Annotated in this window: 18 protein-coding genes; 10 read left to right on the top strand and 8 right to left on the bottom strand. The window is 43.2% G+C overall.

The window, feature by feature from the left end:
- Positions 1 to 43 precede the first annotated feature (43 nt).
- A complete protein-coding gene (locus tag DP114_RS28570) occupies positions 44 to 2,767 on the bottom strand; it encodes a valine--tRNA ligase (protein ID WP_171978331.1) in 2,724 nt (907 codons plus the stop codon).
- A gap of 68 nt (positions 2,768 to 2,835) precedes the next feature.
- Between DP114_RS28570 and DP114_RS28575 the strand changes: the two genes are divergently transcribed.
- The 3 genes from DP114_RS28575 to DP114_RS28585 all read left to right on the top strand — a co-directional run bounded on the left by DP114_RS28575 (position 2,836) and on the right by DP114_RS28585 (position 5,751).
- On the top strand, positions 2,836 to 3,255 hold the full coding sequence (locus DP114_RS28575) for a GxxExxY protein (RefSeq protein ID WP_169267175.1): 420 nt from the start codon (positions 2,836 to 2,838) through the stop codon (positions 3,253 to 3,255).
- Positions 3,256 to 3,294: 39 nt separating this feature from the next.
- A complete protein-coding gene (locus DP114_RS28580; protein ID WP_171977737.1) occupies positions 3,295 to 4,569 on the top strand; it encodes an MFS transporter in 1,275 nt (424 codons plus the stop codon).
- Between the two features lie 210 nt (positions 4,570 to 4,779).
- Positions 4,780 to 5,751 (top strand): N-acetylglucosamine kinase, encoded by a 972-nt coding sequence (locus tag DP114_RS28585; RefSeq protein WP_171977738.1) that lies wholly within the window; start codon positions 4,780 to 4,782, stop codon positions 5,749 to 5,751.
- Between the two features lie 63 nt (positions 5,752 to 5,814).
- On the opposite strand, the gene DP114_RS28590 is transcribed toward DP114_RS28585, so the two are convergent.
- Positions 5,815 to 6,675: a helix-turn-helix transcriptional regulator gene (locus DP114_RS28590; RefSeq protein ID WP_171977739.1), complete on the bottom strand. Its 861-nt coding sequence runs from the start codon at positions 6,673 to 6,675 to the stop codon at positions 5,815 to 5,817.
- A gap of 102 nt (positions 6,676 to 6,777) precedes the next feature.
- Between DP114_RS28590 and DP114_RS28595 the strand changes: the two genes are divergently transcribed.
- Entirely contained in the window at positions 6,778 to 7,851 is a 1,074-nt protein-coding gene (locus DP114_RS28595) for a quinone oxidoreductase family protein (protein ID WP_169267179.1), read from the top strand.
- A 164-nt stretch (positions 7,852 to 8,015) separates the two neighbouring features.
- Here DP114_RS28595 and DP114_RS28600 read toward each other — a convergent pair whose 3' ends face one another.
- The gene (locus tag DP114_RS28600; RefSeq protein WP_171977740.1) at positions 8,016 to 9,269 is read right to left on the bottom strand and encodes an FGGY-family carbohydrate kinase; all 1,254 of its coding nucleotides are present in this window, start codon (positions 9,267 to 9,269) and stop codon (positions 8,016 to 8,018) included.
- Positions 9,270 to 9,340: 71 nt separating this feature from the next.
- Between DP114_RS28600 and DP114_RS28605 the strand changes: the two genes are divergently transcribed.
- The 3 genes from DP114_RS28605 to DP114_RS28615 all read left to right on the top strand — a co-directional run bounded on the left by DP114_RS28605 (position 9,341) and on the right by DP114_RS28615 (position 10,397).
- The gene (locus tag DP114_RS28605) at positions 9,341 to 9,574 is read left to right on the top strand and encodes a hypothetical protein (RefSeq protein ID WP_171977741.1); all 234 of its coding nucleotides are present in this window, start codon (positions 9,341 to 9,343) and stop codon (positions 9,572 to 9,574) included.
- 84 nt (positions 9,575 to 9,658) lie between these two features.
- The gene (psaM, locus tag DP114_RS28610; RefSeq protein WP_169265385.1) at positions 9,659 to 9,757 is read left to right on the top strand and encodes a photosystem I reaction center subunit XII; all 99 of its coding nucleotides are present in this window, start codon (positions 9,659 to 9,661) and stop codon (positions 9,755 to 9,757) included.
- 235 nt (positions 9,758 to 9,992) lie between these two features.
- The gene (locus tag DP114_RS28615) at positions 9,993 to 10,397 is read left to right on the top strand and encodes a slr1601 family putative cell division protein (protein WP_169265384.1); all 405 of its coding nucleotides are present in this window, start codon (positions 9,993 to 9,995) and stop codon (positions 10,395 to 10,397) included.
- Positions 10,398 to 11,043: 646 nt separating this feature from the next.
- Here the strand turns inward: DP114_RS28615 and DP114_RS28620 are convergent.
- The gene (locus tag DP114_RS28620) at positions 11,044 to 11,766 is read right to left on the bottom strand and encodes a tetratricopeptide repeat protein (RefSeq protein ID WP_169265383.1); all 723 of its coding nucleotides are present in this window, start codon (positions 11,764 to 11,766) and stop codon (positions 11,044 to 11,046) included.
- Positions 11,767 to 12,210: 444 nt separating this feature from the next.
- Between DP114_RS28620 and DP114_RS28625 the strand changes: the two genes are divergently transcribed.
- Together DP114_RS28625 and DP114_RS28630 are read left to right on the top strand one after the other, a co-directional pair.
- Positions 12,211 to 12,675, top strand: coding sequence for a hypothetical protein (locus DP114_RS28625; protein WP_171977742.1), 465 nt, complete (start codon positions 12,211 to 12,213; stop codon positions 12,673 to 12,675).
- An 80-nt stretch (positions 12,676 to 12,755) separates the two neighbouring features.
- Complete coding sequence (locus DP114_RS28630) at positions 12,756 to 13,313, top strand: glutathione S-transferase family protein (protein WP_171977743.1); 558 nt, start codon at positions 12,756 to 12,758, stop codon at positions 13,311 to 13,313.
- A gap of 82 nt (positions 13,314 to 13,395) precedes the next feature.
- On the opposite strand, the gene DP114_RS28635 is transcribed toward DP114_RS28630, so the two are convergent.
- From DP114_RS28635 to DP114_RS28650, 4 genes are all read right to left on the bottom strand, one after another.
- The gene (locus DP114_RS28635) at positions 13,396 to 13,887 is read right to left on the bottom strand and encodes a YajQ family cyclic di-GMP-binding protein (protein ID WP_169265380.1); all 492 of its coding nucleotides are present in this window, start codon (positions 13,885 to 13,887) and stop codon (positions 13,396 to 13,398) included.
- 124 nt (positions 13,888 to 14,011) lie between these two features.
- On the bottom strand, positions 14,012 to 14,407 hold the full coding sequence (locus tag DP114_RS28640; protein ID WP_169265379.1) for an MAPEG family protein: 396 nt from the start codon (positions 14,405 to 14,407) through the stop codon (positions 14,012 to 14,014).
- A gap of 30 nt (positions 14,408 to 14,437) precedes the next feature.
- Positions 14,438 to 14,941: a DNA recombination-mediator protein A gene (locus DP114_RS28645; RefSeq protein ID WP_169265378.1), complete on the bottom strand. Its 504-nt coding sequence runs from the start codon at positions 14,939 to 14,941 to the stop codon at positions 14,438 to 14,440.
- A 100-nt stretch (positions 14,942 to 15,041) separates the two neighbouring features.
- Positions 15,042 to 15,572, bottom strand: a complete 531-nt coding sequence (locus DP114_RS28650; RefSeq protein ID WP_169265377.1) for a PadR family transcriptional regulator — start codon at positions 15,570 to 15,572, stop codon at positions 15,042 to 15,044.
- Between the two features lie 120 nt (positions 15,573 to 15,692).
- Here DP114_RS28650 and DP114_RS28655 point away from each other — a divergent pair, with 120 nt between their 5' ends.
- Positions 15,693 to 16,178, top strand: a complete 486-nt coding sequence (locus tag DP114_RS28655; protein ID WP_169265376.1) for a DUF3291 domain-containing protein — start codon at positions 15,693 to 15,695, stop codon at positions 16,176 to 16,178.
- Positions 16,179 to 16,198: the final 20 nt, after the last annotated feature.

Raw genomic sequence — 16,198 nt, forward strand, 5'->3', positions numbered from 1 at the left:
TATAAGTAACTACTAACAACTAACATTAAATAATCCCTCGGAACTATGCTAACCTACGTAGGCGATCGCGCAAAATTTCTGCTTGTTTTTCAGCCTCTGCTAAAGCATTTCTTGCTCCTTCTACCACGTCTGGTCGTGCTTGTTCCACAAAGTTAGGATTATTTAACCTATTGCTCAGAGGTTTAATTTCTCCTTCTACCTTGCTCAAGCGTTTTTCTATTTTGGCTCGCAGCACGCTGATATCAGCAACGCCAGCAAGCGGAAGTAGCACTTGTACAGTACCAACAACGTCAGCGAACGTTTCTTTATTTTGCTCACCAGCAAAGACTAAATTCTCAACCTTTGCCAAATCTTTAATATAAGACTGTCCGGTTGTGAAAATTTGGCGTTCATTCTCGCTTTCAGTTTGCAAATTCACCGTCACTTTTATCCCCGGTTTAACATCCGCTTCCGCTCGCAAATTACGGATTGTACGAATGATACCAAACAGCAGTTCAAACTGTTCCTCCAGAGTGGGATCAATTAAGTTTCTCTCAGCTTCCGGGTAAGATTGTAAAGATAAACTTTGCTTGGAATCCTCACCTTGTTGTGTGAAAGTTTGCCAAATCTCCTCGGTAATATGAGGCATGAAAGGATGAAGTAATTTCAAAATTCCTTCCAGCACATACGCAAGAGTTTGTTGTGCAGTCCGACGAGAAGTGGGTTCCGAATCCTTCTGGAGACGAGATTTAACAAGTTCAATATACCAATCGCAGAAGTCGCCCCAGATAAAATCGTAAAGTCCCTTTGCGGCTTCTCCTAATCCATAGTTGTCGATATAGTTATTAGTTTGTTTAACAACTTGGTAGTAGCGAGAGAGAATCCAACAGTCACTTAACTCACTGACGCTTGGTTTTCCCAGTTGTTGCGGCGTTTGCCCATCCAAATTCATCATCACAAACCGCGCCGCATTCCACAACTTGTTCGCAAAATTCCGGGATGCTTCCACCGATGACGACTCATCCGTTTTGCGATTGTACTCCAAGCGGATATTTTGCCCTGCCCCTGCGACTTCCTTAATCAAGGTATAACGCAAGGCATCAGTACCGTACTTGTCAATCAGCAACAACGGATCGATGCCAGTACCAGCACTCTTAGACTGCTTCTTGCCATTTTCATCCAATACCAACCCGTGGATGTAAACATCCTTAAACGGCATTTGTCCTGTAAAATGCCCACCCATCATTGTCATTCTGGCAACCCAGAAAAAGATGATATCAAAACCTGTGACTAAAGTAGTGGTGGGGTAATAAGTCGCTAAGTCCTGAGTTTGTTCGGGCCAGCCCAAAGTAGAGAAAGGCCAGAGTCCGGCAGAAAACCAGGTATCCAACACATCTGGATCTTGTTCAATCTTGACATTATCACCAAAATGTGCAACTAATTTCTCCTGTGCTTCTGCCTCAGACTTCGCCACAACAAACGGTGTATTGTCACTAATTTCTCCGCCTGTTTCACTCACCGCATACCAAGCAGGGATTTGATGTCCCCACCACAGTTGACGAGAGATACACCAATCTTTCAGCTTCACCAGCCAATCACGATACACCTTTGTCCAACGTTGGGGGACAAACTCTGGGGAGTTCTTTTGGTCAAGAAATTCTAGCGCATTATCAGCCAGAGGACGAATTTTGACAAACCACTGAGTCGAGAGGAGGGGTTCAATGGGAACTTTGCCGCGATCGCTATAAGGAACAGTATGCTTATAATCCTCCACCTTCACCAAAAACCCGTCAGTCTCTAGACGATAAACCACATTGTTTCTAGCAACAAAGCGGTCTTGTCCTTGAAACGAACCAGCATTTTCATTCAAAGTGCCGTCCTTATTCATAATATTGATCAACGGCAGATTGTGACGCTTGCCCATTTCAAAGTCATTAAGATCATGTGCTGGAGTCACCTTCACACAACCTGTGCCAAAACTGGGGTCAACAAACTCATCGGCAATAATCGGAATTTCCCGATTCATAATTGGTAGAGTTACGGTTTTCCCAATCAGGTGCTTATATCTATCATCATTGGGATTCACAGCCACACCAGTATCACCCAACATCGTTTCTGGTCGAGTCGTCGCCACCTCAACATCACCAGAACCATCCGTAAGAGGATAGCGAAAATGCCAGAGATTTCCATTGACCTCCTGATTTTCCACCTCCACATCCGACACTGCAGATTGGGAAGCCGGACACCAGTTGACCAAGTACTCGCCACGATAAATTAACTCTTCCTCGTAAAGTCGGACAAAAGCTTCCAAAACAGCTTTGGACAAGCCCTCATCCATCGTAAAGCGTTCCCGCCACCAATCCACCGATACACCCAAGCGTCGCAATTGATGAACAATCGCCCCTCCAGATTCCGCCTTCCATTGCCAAGCGCGTTCTAGAAATTTCTCGCGTCCCAAATCGTAGCGAGTTTTACCTTCTTTTTTGAGTTGCTTTTCCAGAATTGTTTGCACAGCGATGCTGGCGTGGTCAGTTCCGGGTAACCATAAGGTATTACGTCCCTTCATCCGGTGATAACGTACAAGGGTGTCAATCAGCGACATCTCAAAAGCGTGTCCCATGTGCAAGCTGCCGGTAACGTTGGGCGGCGGGATAACGATACAGTAAGATTCGCCACCTTTGTTGGGATCAGCTTTGTAGAGTTGGTTTTCTTCCCAGAATTTTTGCCACTTGGCTTCGGTGGAGAAGGGTTCGTAAAGACTAGGAAGGTTAATGTTTGATGCGATCATGCTGGGAAAAGGATACTGTGGAAGGACTTTTATAAATTTTGCCACAGGGTTAAGGAGGAAAAGAGGAAATGAACCGCAGAGGCGCAGAGAACGCAGAGAGAAGAGAGTTAGGAGAGGAGATGAGACAGCTGACGGGAGGAGTGATTGGGGCGGCGATTGAGGTGCATCGGCTGTTGGGACCAGGGTTTTTGGAGTCGGTTTATCACAAGGCTTTAGAGGTGGAATTTCAGATGCGTGGGATATCTTACAAGTCTAAGCCGCCAGTAGCAGTGAATTACAAAGGATATCAGGTTGGCGAAGGCGAATTAGATTTTCTCATTAGTGATGTCCTCATTGTTGAATTGAAAGCTGTGGAGAAGTTAGCTCCTATCCACGAAGCTCAAGTCATTTCTTACCTTAAAATGACAAATCATCCCCTCGCCCTTCTCATCAACTTCAATGTCCCTATCCTCAAAGAAGGTATTAAACGTATCGTACTCTCTTGTTAATTCTCTCTGCGTCCTCTGCGCCTCTGCGGTTCATTATTCATGAAAAATCCAACAATGTCCCGTTCCCCTTGGACTTTCATCCCTACCTTATACTTTACCTCTGGCGTACCTTACGTCATCATCAACACAGTTTCTGTCATTTTCTACAAAAAACTCGGAATAAATAATACTCAAATTGCCTTATGGACGAGTTTTCTTTATCTCCCTTGGGTCATCAAAATGTTGTGGGCACCTATCGTTGATACTTACTCAACCAAAAGAACATGGATTCTTGCCAGCCAATTTGCTATGTTCTGTTGTTTGGGTTTGATAGCCTTTTCTTTACAGTTACCAAATTTCTTTTTTATCTCCCTTGTAGCGTTAACTATAGGAGCATTTCTTTCCGCAACTTATGACATTGCTACTGATGGTTTCTATCTATTAAGTCTAAATCCAGCACAGCAAGCATTTTTTTCTGGTGTTCGCTCACTTTTTTATCGTCTTGCCGTTATCTTCGGCTCAGGATTTTTAGTGTTTTTAGCTGGTCAGCTTGAATTCTCTCTCAACAATACTCCTTTAAGCTGGACTATTGCTCTTGGTTTTTCAGCTTTAGTTTTGGCAATACTGTTTATTTTCCATCAACTTATTCTACCTTCGGCTGAGTCGGATTCTCAACACCAATCACAAATAGCAATAAACAGACTACCTTTTTGGAATGTTATCGGTTCATATTTTCAACAATATAAAATAATAACTATTATAGCATTTATCTTGCTTTACCGATTTGGTGAGGCAATGCTTGTTAAATTAGCCTCGTTATTTTTATTAGATAAACCAGAAGTTGGAGGTTTGGGATTATCGACATCGGAAGTCGGTTTAGTATACGGTACTTTTGGAGTCATTTCCCTAATTGTCGGAGGTATTTTAGGAGGGTTTGTGATTTCCAAGTATGGATTAAAAAAGAGTCTGTTTCCTATGGCTTTAGCTTTGAACTTACCTGATATCTTTTATGTATATATGGCTTATGCCAAACCCTCACTTGCATTAGTCTATCTTTTAGTTTCTTTAGAGCAACTTGGATATGGTTTTGGGTTCACAGCTTTTAGCGTTTATCTGATGTATATTTCCAAAGGTCAATACAAAACTTCTCATTTTGCCATATCTACAGGAATTATGGCATTAGGTATGATGTTACCTGGATTAATCAGCGGTTATATTCAAGAAAAAGTTGGATATCCATTATTCTTTATATTAGTCTGTTTACTGACAATTCCCGGTATGATAACTCTATTTTTTATTCCTTTAGACGAGGAGAACAGTCGTCAAAAAAGTTAAGCGATAAATTGCAAAAATCAAGAAATATAGATGAACGCTGATATAGCAATCCGGAATCATTCCTGAAATTCTATCTTTTCTCTTTTCTCTTTTCTTGGCGTCCTTGGCGACTTGGCGGTTCGTTCACAAAATAATTTTCACAACTCAAATAGTATTGCCATATAATATAAAGTAACCTGCATTAAACTGCGGTTTAAAATTCCAAATTCTATGAGTTACGTTCTAGGAATTGATGGCGGCGGATCCAAAACAGTTTGTCTATTGATAGATGATAAAGGTAAAGTACTTGGTCGTGGTGAAGCAGGAGCATCTAATTATCAAAGTATAGGTACAAAAGCAACACTACTGTCAATTCAATCTGCAATTTATACTGCCGTCGTTGAAGCACAAAAGTTAACAGATAATATTAAAATTGAAGCCATTTGCATTGGGCTAGCAGGTGTAGGTCGTCCAGAAGATATCGAGGTCGTAAAAGGTATAGTACAAGAATTAAAAAATAGCAGCTTGCTTCCTATAACTTGGAAATTATCTGCATCTAATATTATCATTTGTCATGATGCTTTGATTGCTTTAGTAGGGGGAGTTGGTTATCCCGTAGGAATTGTAGTTGCAGCAGGTACTGGTTCTATAGTTTTTGGGCGAAATCATAATGGACAGACAAAACGAGTTGGCGGTTGGGGCTATCTTTTAGGAGATGAAGGTAGCGCTTATCAAATTGCTGTTGCTGGTATGCAAGCAGCATTAAAAGCTTATGATGGACGGGAGATGTCAACAAGTCTTGTTGAAGCGTTCAAACAGTCTCTTGAACTTGCGACTATAGAAGATTTAATTGAAGTTATTTATCGAAGAGGATGGGGTGTGAAAGAGATTGCTGCTTTGGCACCTATTGTTGATAACGTAGCAGCTTATGGAGATGAAGTTGCTCAAAAAATTATTGATGACGCGGCGAAAGAGTTAATCAAAGCGACCTCTACAGTTATTGAGGCACTTTTTAGTAACAATGAACGTTTTGAAGTCGTCACCACTGGAAGTGTGTGGCAAGGAAAATCAAGAATTCATGATAAATTCACTGCATCTGTTCTCACGATGTTTCCTTCTGCAAAAGTGATTTTTCCTCGACATGAACCGGCTTTAGGTGCTGGGTTGTTGGCGTTACAGAGTTTGACTCTACCCAATCTTTAGCTGTTGATTAATTTGTGAAACTTCTTTATGCTTGGGCAACTCCCAAACCCGACTTTGAAATTATTAGGACTTAAGTAAGAATTTTTCTAACCTGTGTAAATCCCGTAGCTGTTGCAGTTTTCTTAAAGTATCCGAATCAGGTAACGGCGTGTATACTACTACCTCCAATTCAGGGTTATGTGAAACTTGTAAAGTCGTATGATTCAGCAGTAATTGCCCAACAGCCGGATGTTCGTATTCTTTGCAACCTGCAGATCTTCCCTGTACATCATGCTTCTGCCACCACTGACAAAATTCTGGACTGACTGCGTGCAGCTTCTCTACTAGTTGTGTGAACCGATAATCACCAGCATAGCGATCGCACATAGCACGAAATTTAGCCAGCAATCGTTGGGCGTGTCCCTCCCAATCTCCAAGCATCTGTCGTATGGCTGGATTGGTAAACATGATCCAGAGGCTGTTGCGTTCATCAGGTGGCATCGAGGCGTAATCTAAAAATACTGCACACGCCGCCTGATTCCAAGCTAAGACGTCTAACCGCCGTCCTCTAATTAATGCTGGACTGGTTCCGAGACTATCAAGAATATCTTGCAGTGCAGGGGAAACGGTTTCCTCTAATAAATATGGAGCTGCAGGTATTTCACAACGTGCTAACGCGAACAAGTGCGTTCGCTCATCTGGACTTAGCTGCAGCGCTCGTGCAATGCTTTCAATAACCTGGGCTGACACTTGAATGTCGCGCCCTTGCTCAAGCCAAGTGTACCAAGTCAAACCGACATTTGCCAGCCCAGCCAACTCCTCACGCCTTAATCCAGGCGTGCGACGGCGTGTACCTTCCGGTAAACCTACATTATTGGGTGAAAGGCGGGCGCGGCGTGTCTTGAGAAAGTCCCCTAGTTCTCTGCGTCGTTGCTTGTCATCCATAAAACTCTAGCCTAGCAGAATTAATACCAGGATAAATGCACTCCTGGTACTTGGATAAATTGAGTTTTACAGTAATCTTGTTAGAGCTTAAGCAATGATCTCATGAAAGCTGCACGTTTATACGAACTTGGAAAGCCGCTAAAAGTTGAGGAAGTACCAGAACCGGTTCTTAGATCTGGTGGTGCAATTGTTCGGGTGTTACGTGCGCCTATACTTTCTTTTGCAGGGCAGGTATTTTCCGGAGAACTCGGCTATATGCTGCCTCCCCTACCTTTCACACCTGGTCCAAGTGCCATTGGGGTGGTGGAAGCAGTTGCTGATGATGTATTTGGACTGCAAGTTGGTCAAAAAGTCTTCTGCGACCCTTTGATCTCGTCTCAAACCCAAGGCGGACAACCTGATAGTATCCTCATCGGCTGGACTGGATTGGCAGCAGCTTCGCCTCAGATGCAATCTCTGTGGAAGGATGGCACATCTGCTGAAAAAATCCTATGGCCGGGTGAGTGTTTAACACCACTAGAAGACACAGAAACTATTGACCTGAATCAATTAGCCTGCTTAGGTTATCTGACAATTCCTTATGGTGGTTTTTTACGTGGCGAGTTGCGTCCCGGTCAAACTCTGATTGTCAACGGTGCTACAGGTAACTTGGGAGCAGCAGCAGTGCTAGTGGCGTTGGCGATGGGGGTATCCAAGATAGTAGTCGTCGGACGCGATCGCGTGACTCTCGAAAAACTGGTGCAGCTTGACCCCAAACGGGTAGTTACCGCTTCCCTTTCAGGTAATGCTGCTGAATACACTGAACGTATTAGCGAGGCTGCTGGCGGGGCTGATATGGTTTTGGACGTTCTAGGTGGGGTAAGTACCCCAGAACCAACGGTAGCCTGTATCAACGCCCTTCGCCCACGCGGAACAGCGGTTTTTCTGGGAGGAGTCAAAGCAGAAATTCCCTTATCCTACCCGAAAATCATGCACATGGAATTGACGATTACAGGAGCACATATGTTCCCAAGGCAGGCACCGAAGGAACTTCTGCGGATGATTACCGCAGGAATGCTTAAGCTAGACGCAATTCAAACCCACGCTTTCAAACTGGATGACATTAGCCACGCAATTGACAAGGCGGCAAAGCTAAAAGGACTAGAATACTGCGTACTTGTACCAAATACGCAATAACCTGTTTCTTAGATGTAACACAGAGAGAAATTCAAGTCCGTAGCATCCCCTTGTCCCCCCTCCTCTTCTCCCTCATCTCCCCCTATTCCTCTGCGTCCTCTGCGCCCACCGCGAACTTTGCGGGAGGAACATCCACACCGCAAATTCGCTCTGGTGCGGTTCATTTATCCCACTCCCCTCATCGCCAATAGCGCCGTCCCATAAGCCGCTTCCATATTCACAGACTGCACCATAGGAACTTGCAAAATCCGCTCCCTAATCGCCGTCCATGTAGGATTCACCGCACCACCACCAGCAGTATAAACTTGGGTTAATCGCTCAGCTCCCAATTCTTGCAATAATTCATACCCTCTGGCTTCTATCCGAGCAATGCTTTCTAGCAACCCATGCAAAAATTCTACGTTGCTAGTTGGACGCGGTTCCAGTCTTGGCAATAAATTTGAGTCATTTATCGGAAAGCGTTCCCCAGCTTTCAACAAGGGATAGTAATCTAACTCGCTAACTTTTGAGCTATCAATTTCACAACTCAAGCTTTCTAATTCGGCTTTAGTAAAAAATTGCTGTAGCACTGCACCTCCTGTATTGGAAGCACCGCCAGTCAGCCACAAATCCCCGAAGCGATGGCTATAAATCCCGTACCTCGAATCTTCCACGCGGGTATCACTCAACAGCTTCAGCACGAGTGTTGAACCAAGCGAAGTCACTGCTTCACCAGGGAGTTTGGCACCACTAGCAAGAAAAGCTGCAATACTGTCAGTTGTCCCAGCACACACCATAGAATCTCGACGAAACTCGAATTGATCTGCAATTTCAGCGCGTAATTCTGCAATCGGAGTTCCAGGAGTTACTACTCTAGGTAGATGAATTTTTATTTTTAAGTTTTCTAGCCATTTCGGGTATTTCAATTCTTCCACGTCATAACCCAGCTTTAAAGCATTGTGGTAGTCAGTAATACCCAACTGCCCATGCAGCAGAAATGCTAACCAGTCTGCTTGATGCAGGAAATATTTGGCTTGAGCAAAAGATGGCAATTGCGACATCCACATAAGTTTGGTAAGGCTGGAAGTAGCACTTAATACTGTATGATTTGCAGGCGCTATGCTTCTTAATTCCTCTATCACCACTGCTCCCCGTGCGTCGTTGTACAGCAGCGGTGTGTCTACAGGTTTCCCCGCAGCATCACACAGCAGAACTGTGGAAGACGTACCGTTGATCGCAATTGCTCTTATTTCTCGCCGCAATTCTTGAGGAATTCCCTCAAGCAAGCTAAATAAAGCTTTCTGCCAAGAATTTGCCAACTCAGATACTTCTGACTTCTCAAAGGGAAATCGCCCCTCCGCTTGAATACAACCTTGCTCGTCAACAACCACCGCTCTTGCACCTGACGTGCCAAAGTCTATTCCCAAATAAAAATTCATTTTTTATAATTTTTGCTTATATTTTATTCTCACTAATGACTAATAACTAATGACCCTTACGGGTTCGCCCTATGGCTAACGCCACGCCTTACGGCGAACGCCAGTCGCCTGACGCCACATTCTTCAACGGGGGGAACCCTCCGCAGTCGCCACAACGGGGGGAACCCCCGCAAGGCGCTGCTCTCCGCACAGAAGTGGCTCCGGAGGGTTTCCCTCCCGCAGCGCTGGACTCACCAGTTCCCTACGGAGGGAAACCCTCCTGCAGTGCTGGCTCACTGATCACTAGTTATTGTTTCATCTTGTAACAACCTATTTCCTTATCTTGGCAAAACAGTGAAAAGTAGTAAACGAAATGTTCAATATCTTTTGAAATTGAGAGGTTTCAAACAATGTCTATTTCAGATACCCAAGTGTACATTGCTCTAGTTGTCGCGCTGATTCCAGGCATTCTGGCTTGGCGTTTGTGTACAACACTTTACAATTCATAAGACCCTGAAGAGCTGAGTAACCTGGTAGTACGGGGTACAGTTCTCGGACTTTTGCGGTATTGTCGTAAATTGTTCGAGACTGTATACGTATAAATGCCAGGTTTTTTACTTGACAGATGATCAGTGTACCAAGTCCGAAAAAATTGAAGTAATATGGCAGCTAAACAAAACTGCAAAAGACGCAGGTGTGCATTTGGCATGCGTCTACTCATTTAGCGAGGTTCTTTTTATCACCATGAACGCATTTCAACCCTCTAGACTTCCGGTACAACCACCACAACAGCGTCGAGTCACTCCTCGACGGAAGCGGCATCTTCGTCAACGCTCTTATCAAGTGATGGCACTGGAAACTACGGCAAAGATAGCTGTTAACGTTGTCATTTCAACAGCAGCAGTCTCTGCTCTCATGCAGCTTTTACCTTATCATTGGTCGCAGCAAGAAAAATTACGAACAATCCGCATTGATGTCAATCAGATGGAAGAACGTGTATATCAGTTGCAGGGAGAATTTAGCCGTAATTTCGATCCGCGCCAAGCTAAGATGATTATGCAAGAACAGGGCTATCGATTTGACCCTAATCAGCGTCAGGTCGTGTTCCCAAAAGATACTATAGAACATAAACAACCAGAATCAAACTAATTCCCTTCCTTGTAATTGTTATTCCATAAACAAATTTGGAATTTGGTAGTAAAGCTAAAAGCTGATAGTTCATAGCTAGTCGCTTACTATCTAGGAGCTTGACTAAATAGCCAAATACTTTACTAAACTTTTTCATAATTAGTCATAAAGAGAAGTTTGACACAGTTGTAGCTTTCTGATACTTTAGTGACAATGCTGAAAACCAAAGCCCAAAATCATCTGGTTTGTAAACCACAGCTGATTCAAAACTAGCAAGCCTGTAAAAAGGTCGAACTGGAGATCACGATTCGTTAAATTTGCTGAAAATAATGGATGAACAATAGCTAAAAGCTTCAAGAAAAATTGCTCGGAGTCAAAAAAAATAGGCTGGCCTACACCCGAATTTACGCCTGTAGGACGGCAGGTGCTACAACGGGGGGAACCCCCGCAACGCACTGCCTCACAAGAAGGAGCCGACTCCCTTGGTAGAAGCAGGAAGCAAACCCTCTAAAGTTTCCTTTAGTTGAATGACTAGGTTTGAAAAAGTTTAGTCAAGTTTTGTATAGCAGCTATATAGTTATCATCTATTAGCCATTACACCGTTATCAGGATGTTTCTCACTCTGTGTTTCATACAGAGGCTATGCCAGTGACGATGAATGCAATATCTACCAGGTAGGATGCTGCGTTGGTAGCAACTCGTGTAACCAATTTTCGACTTGTAAACGTAAGTGTGAACCGGACTCTCCCGTTTTGAAGCTAGGATAAGGCAGTTGAGTCAAGGCGCGACGATAATCGGCGATCGCACAATTCCAATCTCCCCAAAGATGATAAGTCCTACCTCGTTCTGCTAGAACATGACCTTCTAATTGATTAAACAGCAGAGCAACCTCAAAATTTTCAATTGCCTCTTCGTATTGCCCTAAATCACGCAAGGTTATACCTCGGTTTATCCACGCCCTAACGTGGCTTGGGTTGAGATCTAAAGCCCGATCATAATCAGCAATTGCTTCTGCTAACTCTCCACATGCGGCATAGTAATTTGCCCGGTTATTATAAGCACTGGCTAATTTCGGATTAAGTTGCAATGCTGTGTTATAATCGCAAAACGCTTTTTGCGTTTCACCACTTTGAAAATAAATTAGCCCTCGATTGTTGTAATCAATAGCGTTGTGCGGATGACGATGAATTAATTGATTCAACAGGGCGATCGCCTCAATGTAATGCCCTTGTTGGGCTTTTGTTATAGCATCCGAGCGCAAGTAGGTGTCCCCAAAAGATTTACTGCTACCGTTAGTCCCTTGCTCCTGTCGTACTTTTGTAGTGTGTGAGACACATGGGTTGCGGTGATTTTGTTCGCCACCAAATGGGAAAGATGAATGAGTGTTCATATATTACTACCTGAGCGGCTTGCTCTGTGAGATCAACTTATAAGGTTCCAAGCTTCTGTGGTTTTCTAACTGTGTCACTTGTTAAGGTGTCTATGAGTCATTCATAAGTAATGCCACAAGCCCTTATAGCATAAGAGTTTACGGCGACCAGAGCCAGAGGTTGCCTGATCTGTGTTTAACCAGATAAACGTAAAGCATACCCAATAGATGCTTGAATCTAATAATTGATACGTCTTCCCCAAGGCAAATTCCAGATAATATAAAGATTAATTTAGTAGACTATTCAAGTAGCGTAGGCAACAAATTGATAAAATGCCAGAATGCCCGCATAAAAAAAACTCCCCAACTCAAGTGTCAGAGCACAGAAGAACAAAAACACCTCTTATGCTGCGTTGCGGAATTTTAAATTCTCTCTGTTTTTGGAAGTTTTGATAAAATATTCTTATGACAACCGTTACCTCCTACTCCAATGCTCCTGATTTAGTAGCCGATGATTACATTGTGATCGGATTGGCAACTTGCTTTGTCAAAGAAGATGGAGAAGTATATCAGATCGAGGTTATAGAACCTATTGCCTCTGCATCACTGGAAACACTTGTTAAAGGTATTCCTACCTCCTTCAAGCTTGCTTGCGCCACAACTTTGGGATCTGTGCTGGACCAAGACAAATCTCAAATGCCTCCTGAGTTTCCCCAGACGGCTCAATTTGGTGATGATTTTGTGGAACGGGCGATCGCCGCAGCTCGCACATACAAGCGTCGTGAAGCTGCTAAATCTCTGATACCTTTGGGCACAACTTATACAGATTTTAAATATTCTACTGAACGCAAGCGGGTGTTAAATGTCTCGCGAGTTGTCACCAAAGAAGATAACGTCAAACAGCACCCCAATACTCATAAAGTTCTTTAATCGGTTATTTACTTTCAGTCTCAGAAATCACAATATAATTACTGATGACTGATGGTTGTTAACTGTTTACTGATTTGCTCATGCTAAAACTTTATGGCGGCGCACGTAGTCGTGCATCAATTGCTCAGTGGTACTTAGAGGAACTAGAAATTCCCTATGAATTTGTCAAGCTTGATATGCAAGCAGGTGAGCATCGTCAGCCTGAGTATCTGGCAATTAACCCAATAGGCAAAGTCCCAGCAATTGTTGATGGAGATTTCCAGCTTTGGGAATCTGGGGCAATTTTGCTATATTTAGCAGACAAGTATGGTAAATCTGCCCACTCTCCAGAGGAACAAGCCCAATTAGCTCAATGGGTGTTGTTTGCCAATGCGACTTTGGGACCAGGAATTTTTGGGGAAGAAAACCGAGAACGAGAAATGCCGAACTTGATGACTGTTTTGAATGGAATTTTCGAGCATCAACCTTTTTTGCTGGGTAATGAATTCACAGTTGCTGACGTGGCTGTAGGTTCTATTCTCTCTTACATTCCCATCCTGCTCAAGTTAGATCTAAGCCCCTACCCGGCTGTATTAAACTACATGAAACAGATATCTGAACGTCCAGCTTTTCAAATAAGTATAGGCGGACGCAGTTAATCACTCGCTTACGCTCATATTCGCTCATTCACTGATTCAAAAAAATAATTTTGAATCAGCGAATGAAGGGAATAGCGGATGGCTAACGATAATTTGTAAACTGCAAAGCAACCGGAAAATCTTCTTGCTTTAGGCGTTGGATGACAGCTTGTAAATCATCTTTATTTTTAGCAGTCACACGTACTGCGTCGCCTTGTATTGAAGGTTGTACTTTCTTAAATTCGTCACGAATCAACTTAGAAATTTGCTTAGCATTGTCCTGATCAATGCCTTTTTTAAGTTTGATTTCTTGACGAACCCGGTTTCCACTAGATGATTCTACTTTGCCAAAATCAAATATTTTCTGCGAAAGATTGCGCTTTGCTGCTTTTTCCCGCAGTATGTTGTGTACGGATTCTAAAGTAAAATCACTGTCGGTGTTCACCGTTATACTTTCTTCACCTAACTCAACAGTTGTTTGAGTATCTTTGAGGTCGTAGCGACTTTTAATATCTCGTACAGCTTGGTCAATAGTGTTGACCAATTCTTGTCTGTCAAAATCGCTCACAATGTCAAAGGAATACGTAGAAGCCATAGAAGATTCTAGATTTTAAATTTTGCATTTTGGATTGGTAATTGATTTTTATTAGTTGTTAGTGGTTATGGAATTTTTTACTAACCAATAAATGATTAACCACTAACTAATGCTCATTTGCTCATTAGCTATTTGCTTGAATGATGCTCAGGACAATAAGACTAGCAGATCCAAGGGAGCCGATGCCAAACATGAGCGAGCGTAAAACGGGTATATTCAAAATATAAAAAATGGAGTATAGCAACCTAGCTACAAGAAAAGCGATGGTAGCCGCTACAGCTAGGGGAGAAAAAACACCCGTTACGTATGCCATTAATGCTGCGGCCGAAAAAATCATAAACGCTTCATACGAGTTTTGGTGTGCCCAAGTTGCTCGTTGAGCGTATGGTGGTAGCTTATCAAACATGGCGCGGGGAGCAGACAAATCATACCCAACACGAACACGGGCATAAGCTACCACTAAAAACGGTAGATAGATGAGTGCTGCAGCAGCTGCAATAGAGTACAAAAAAATAGTCATTAGTCAAATACAAAAGTCAATGACACATGATTAATCAAAGTAGAATAATGTCACCACCTTTCTTTGTTCTTCTGCATCTTTACAAGTTTGCAGCAGGATGCCGCTGTCGTGAAATGCAAAACATATCAGTTGCTGGCAGCGGGAGACAATCTCCTTGTTGCACAAGTAACTGGCTTCGGCAAGAGACATATGATCCTTGCTAGCATTTTCCACTAGATGCATCACCTTTTCTAATTGCTGACGCGATTCATGAGGTTGGCGTTCTAAACTTTGAGGTAGAATCACCGTTAACAAATTCGGATCAGCCCGCATTGCTCCCCTAATAGCAGCTGAATTTGTACCCGTAGCGCCAGAGGTGATCATTCGATTACCGGATAAAACCAAGGCGTAGGTCATCATCTCAATTAGATTCTGATGGGTAATGGGGACATGACGGGAACCCAGCAAGGCAATTCGCTTAGAACCTGTTTGCTGGATTGTCGCCAGTTCTTGCGCTAATGTATCGACGTTGATAAGGTCTGTTGACTGACTCAAAGACGGACAAAATCAGATTAAACGACCTAGCTATTGTAACAGACGTAGGGGAGTTCTCTGTCAGCGATTTGTCATGTAGTCATGCTATTTTTCTATTTGCTTAACTTAATAGCCCAATTGCTTGTTCACACCAAGCAAGCCAATATGTTTCATAACTTATGCCATTGAGTAGAGTCAGGTACTGAAATTTTGCTTGTTCTGGCAGTTGTTGAGGATTTTTGAAGTATTGTTGCTCTAAAACTTTGTATGTAGACAATTTTTCTTGGTGGCTGTGACGATGACGCTCTAACTCTTCCAAAATTGTCTGCTTTTGAGCAACATAACCGCTAAAAATTTTCACCAGTAAATCGTCTTTTATTGGTGTGGGTTCACATGGCTGTGCAATCCACTTCTTAAGCTGCTGTTTACCCTCTTGTGTAACTTGGTAAAGCTTTTTATCTGGGCGTCCTTCTTGCGGTATTGTCTCGGAGGCAATCCAGCCTTGAGCTTCGAGTTTAGATAACTCCCGATAAATTTGCTGGTGACTTGCTGACCAGAAAAAGCCGACTGAACCATCAAATTGCTTGGCTAAATCATACCCACTACAGGAATGATCCACCAGAGATGCCAATATTGCGTGAGCTAAAGCCATAGGAATTCTCCTTGACATATGCAACTAATTGAATATATTTTATTTATATGCAATTAGTTGCATATTTACAAGTTGCATACAAAGCTCCTCAAAACTCTCAACACAAAGGAAAAACGTCAAATGGTATTAGTTTCAGTCACACGCTTGCATCTGGTGTCACCTCGTTATTTTCCAGGCTTTTTATGGCACACTGCGCTTTCATCATGGCAAATCGTTAACATTCCTGGGTTTTTGGGCGGTCAACTTATAGGTGACAAGCAGGCAGGCGCTTGGACTGTGACGCTTTGGAAGGATGAGTCAGCAATGCGACAGTACCGTAACTCTGGGGCACATCGCCAAGCTATGCGATATCTGCCCCGTTGGTGTGATGAAGCCGCAGTTGTTCACTGGCAGCAAGAAGATACAACTTTACCTGAAGCCTCAGAAGCTTACCGCCGAATGGTGTCTGAGGGACACTTCACCAAAGTGCTTCAGCCATCAGATAATCAGCAAAAGCGGCAAATTCCAGAACCAGCATCACCAAAGGGAGTACCACTACATCCCAGAAAAAAAAGTAAGGGTACCGCATCCCAGTACGATACCCCTACTCTCGATCTTCATGACTGAATCGAACTTAGTGTTAAAAA

This window comes from Brasilonema sennae CENA114, from assembly GCF_006968745.1.
Classification (GTDB): domain Bacteria; phylum Cyanobacteriota; class Cyanobacteriia; order Cyanobacteriales; family Nostocaceae; genus Brasilonema; species Brasilonema sennae.

What these genes read in the sequence shown, in the direction of transcription:
- DP114_RS28570 (WP_171978331.1), bottom strand. Translation starts at nt 2,767, where the DNA reads ATGATCGCATCAAACATTAACCTTCCTAGTCTTTACGAACCCTTCTCC.
- DP114_RS28575 (WP_169267175.1), top strand. Translation starts at nt 2,836, where the DNA reads ATGAACCGCAGAGGCGCAGAGAACGCAGAGAGAAGAGAGTTAGGAGAG.
- DP114_RS28580 (WP_171977737.1), top strand. Translation starts at nt 3,295, where the DNA reads ATGAAAAATCCAACAATGTCCCGTTCCCCTTGGACTTTCATCCCTACC.
- DP114_RS28585 (WP_171977738.1), top strand. Translation starts at nt 4,780, where the DNA reads ATGAGTTACGTTCTAGGAATTGATGGCGGCGGATCCAAAACAGTTTGT.
- DP114_RS28590 (WP_171977739.1), bottom strand. Translation starts at nt 6,675, where the DNA reads ATGGATGACAAGCAACGACGCAGAGAACTAGGGGACTTTCTCAAGACA.
- DP114_RS28595 (WP_169267179.1), top strand. Translation starts at nt 6,778, where the DNA reads ATGAAAGCTGCACGTTTATACGAACTTGGAAAGCCGCTAAAAGTTGAG.
- DP114_RS28600 (WP_171977740.1), bottom strand. Translation starts at nt 9,269, where the DNA reads ATGAATTTTTATTTGGGAATAGACTTTGGCACGTCAGGTGCAAGAGCG.
- DP114_RS28605 (WP_171977741.1), top strand. Translation starts at nt 9,341, where the DNA reads ATGGCTAACGCCACGCCTTACGGCGAACGCCAGTCGCCTGACGCCACA.
- psaM (WP_169265385.1), top strand. Translation starts at nt 9,659, where the DNA reads ATGTCTATTTCAGATACCCAAGTGTACATTGCTCTAGTTGTCGCGCTG.
- DP114_RS28615 (WP_169265384.1), top strand. Translation starts at nt 9,993, where the DNA reads ATGAACGCATTTCAACCCTCTAGACTTCCGGTACAACCACCACAACAG.
- DP114_RS28620 (WP_169265383.1), bottom strand. Translation starts at nt 11,766, where the DNA reads ATGAACACTCATTCATCTTTCCCATTTGGTGGCGAACAAAATCACCGC.
- DP114_RS28625 (WP_171977742.1), top strand. Translation starts at nt 12,211, where the DNA reads ATGACAACCGTTACCTCCTACTCCAATGCTCCTGATTTAGTAGCCGAT.
- DP114_RS28630 (WP_171977743.1), top strand. Translation starts at nt 12,756, where the DNA reads ATGCTAAAACTTTATGGCGGCGCACGTAGTCGTGCATCAATTGCTCAG.
- DP114_RS28635 (WP_169265380.1), bottom strand. Translation starts at nt 13,887, where the DNA reads ATGGCTTCTACGTATTCCTTTGACATTGTGAGCGATTTTGACAGACAA.
- DP114_RS28640 (WP_169265379.1), bottom strand. Translation starts at nt 14,407, where the DNA reads ATGACTATTTTTTTGTACTCTATTGCAGCTGCTGCAGCACTCATCTAT.
- DP114_RS28650 (WP_169265377.1), bottom strand. Translation starts at nt 15,572, where the DNA reads ATGGCTTTAGCTCACGCAATATTGGCATCTCTGGTGGATCATTCCTGT.
- DP114_RS28655 (WP_169265376.1), top strand. Translation starts at nt 15,693, where the DNA reads ATGGTATTAGTTTCAGTCACACGCTTGCATCTGGTGTCACCTCGTTAT.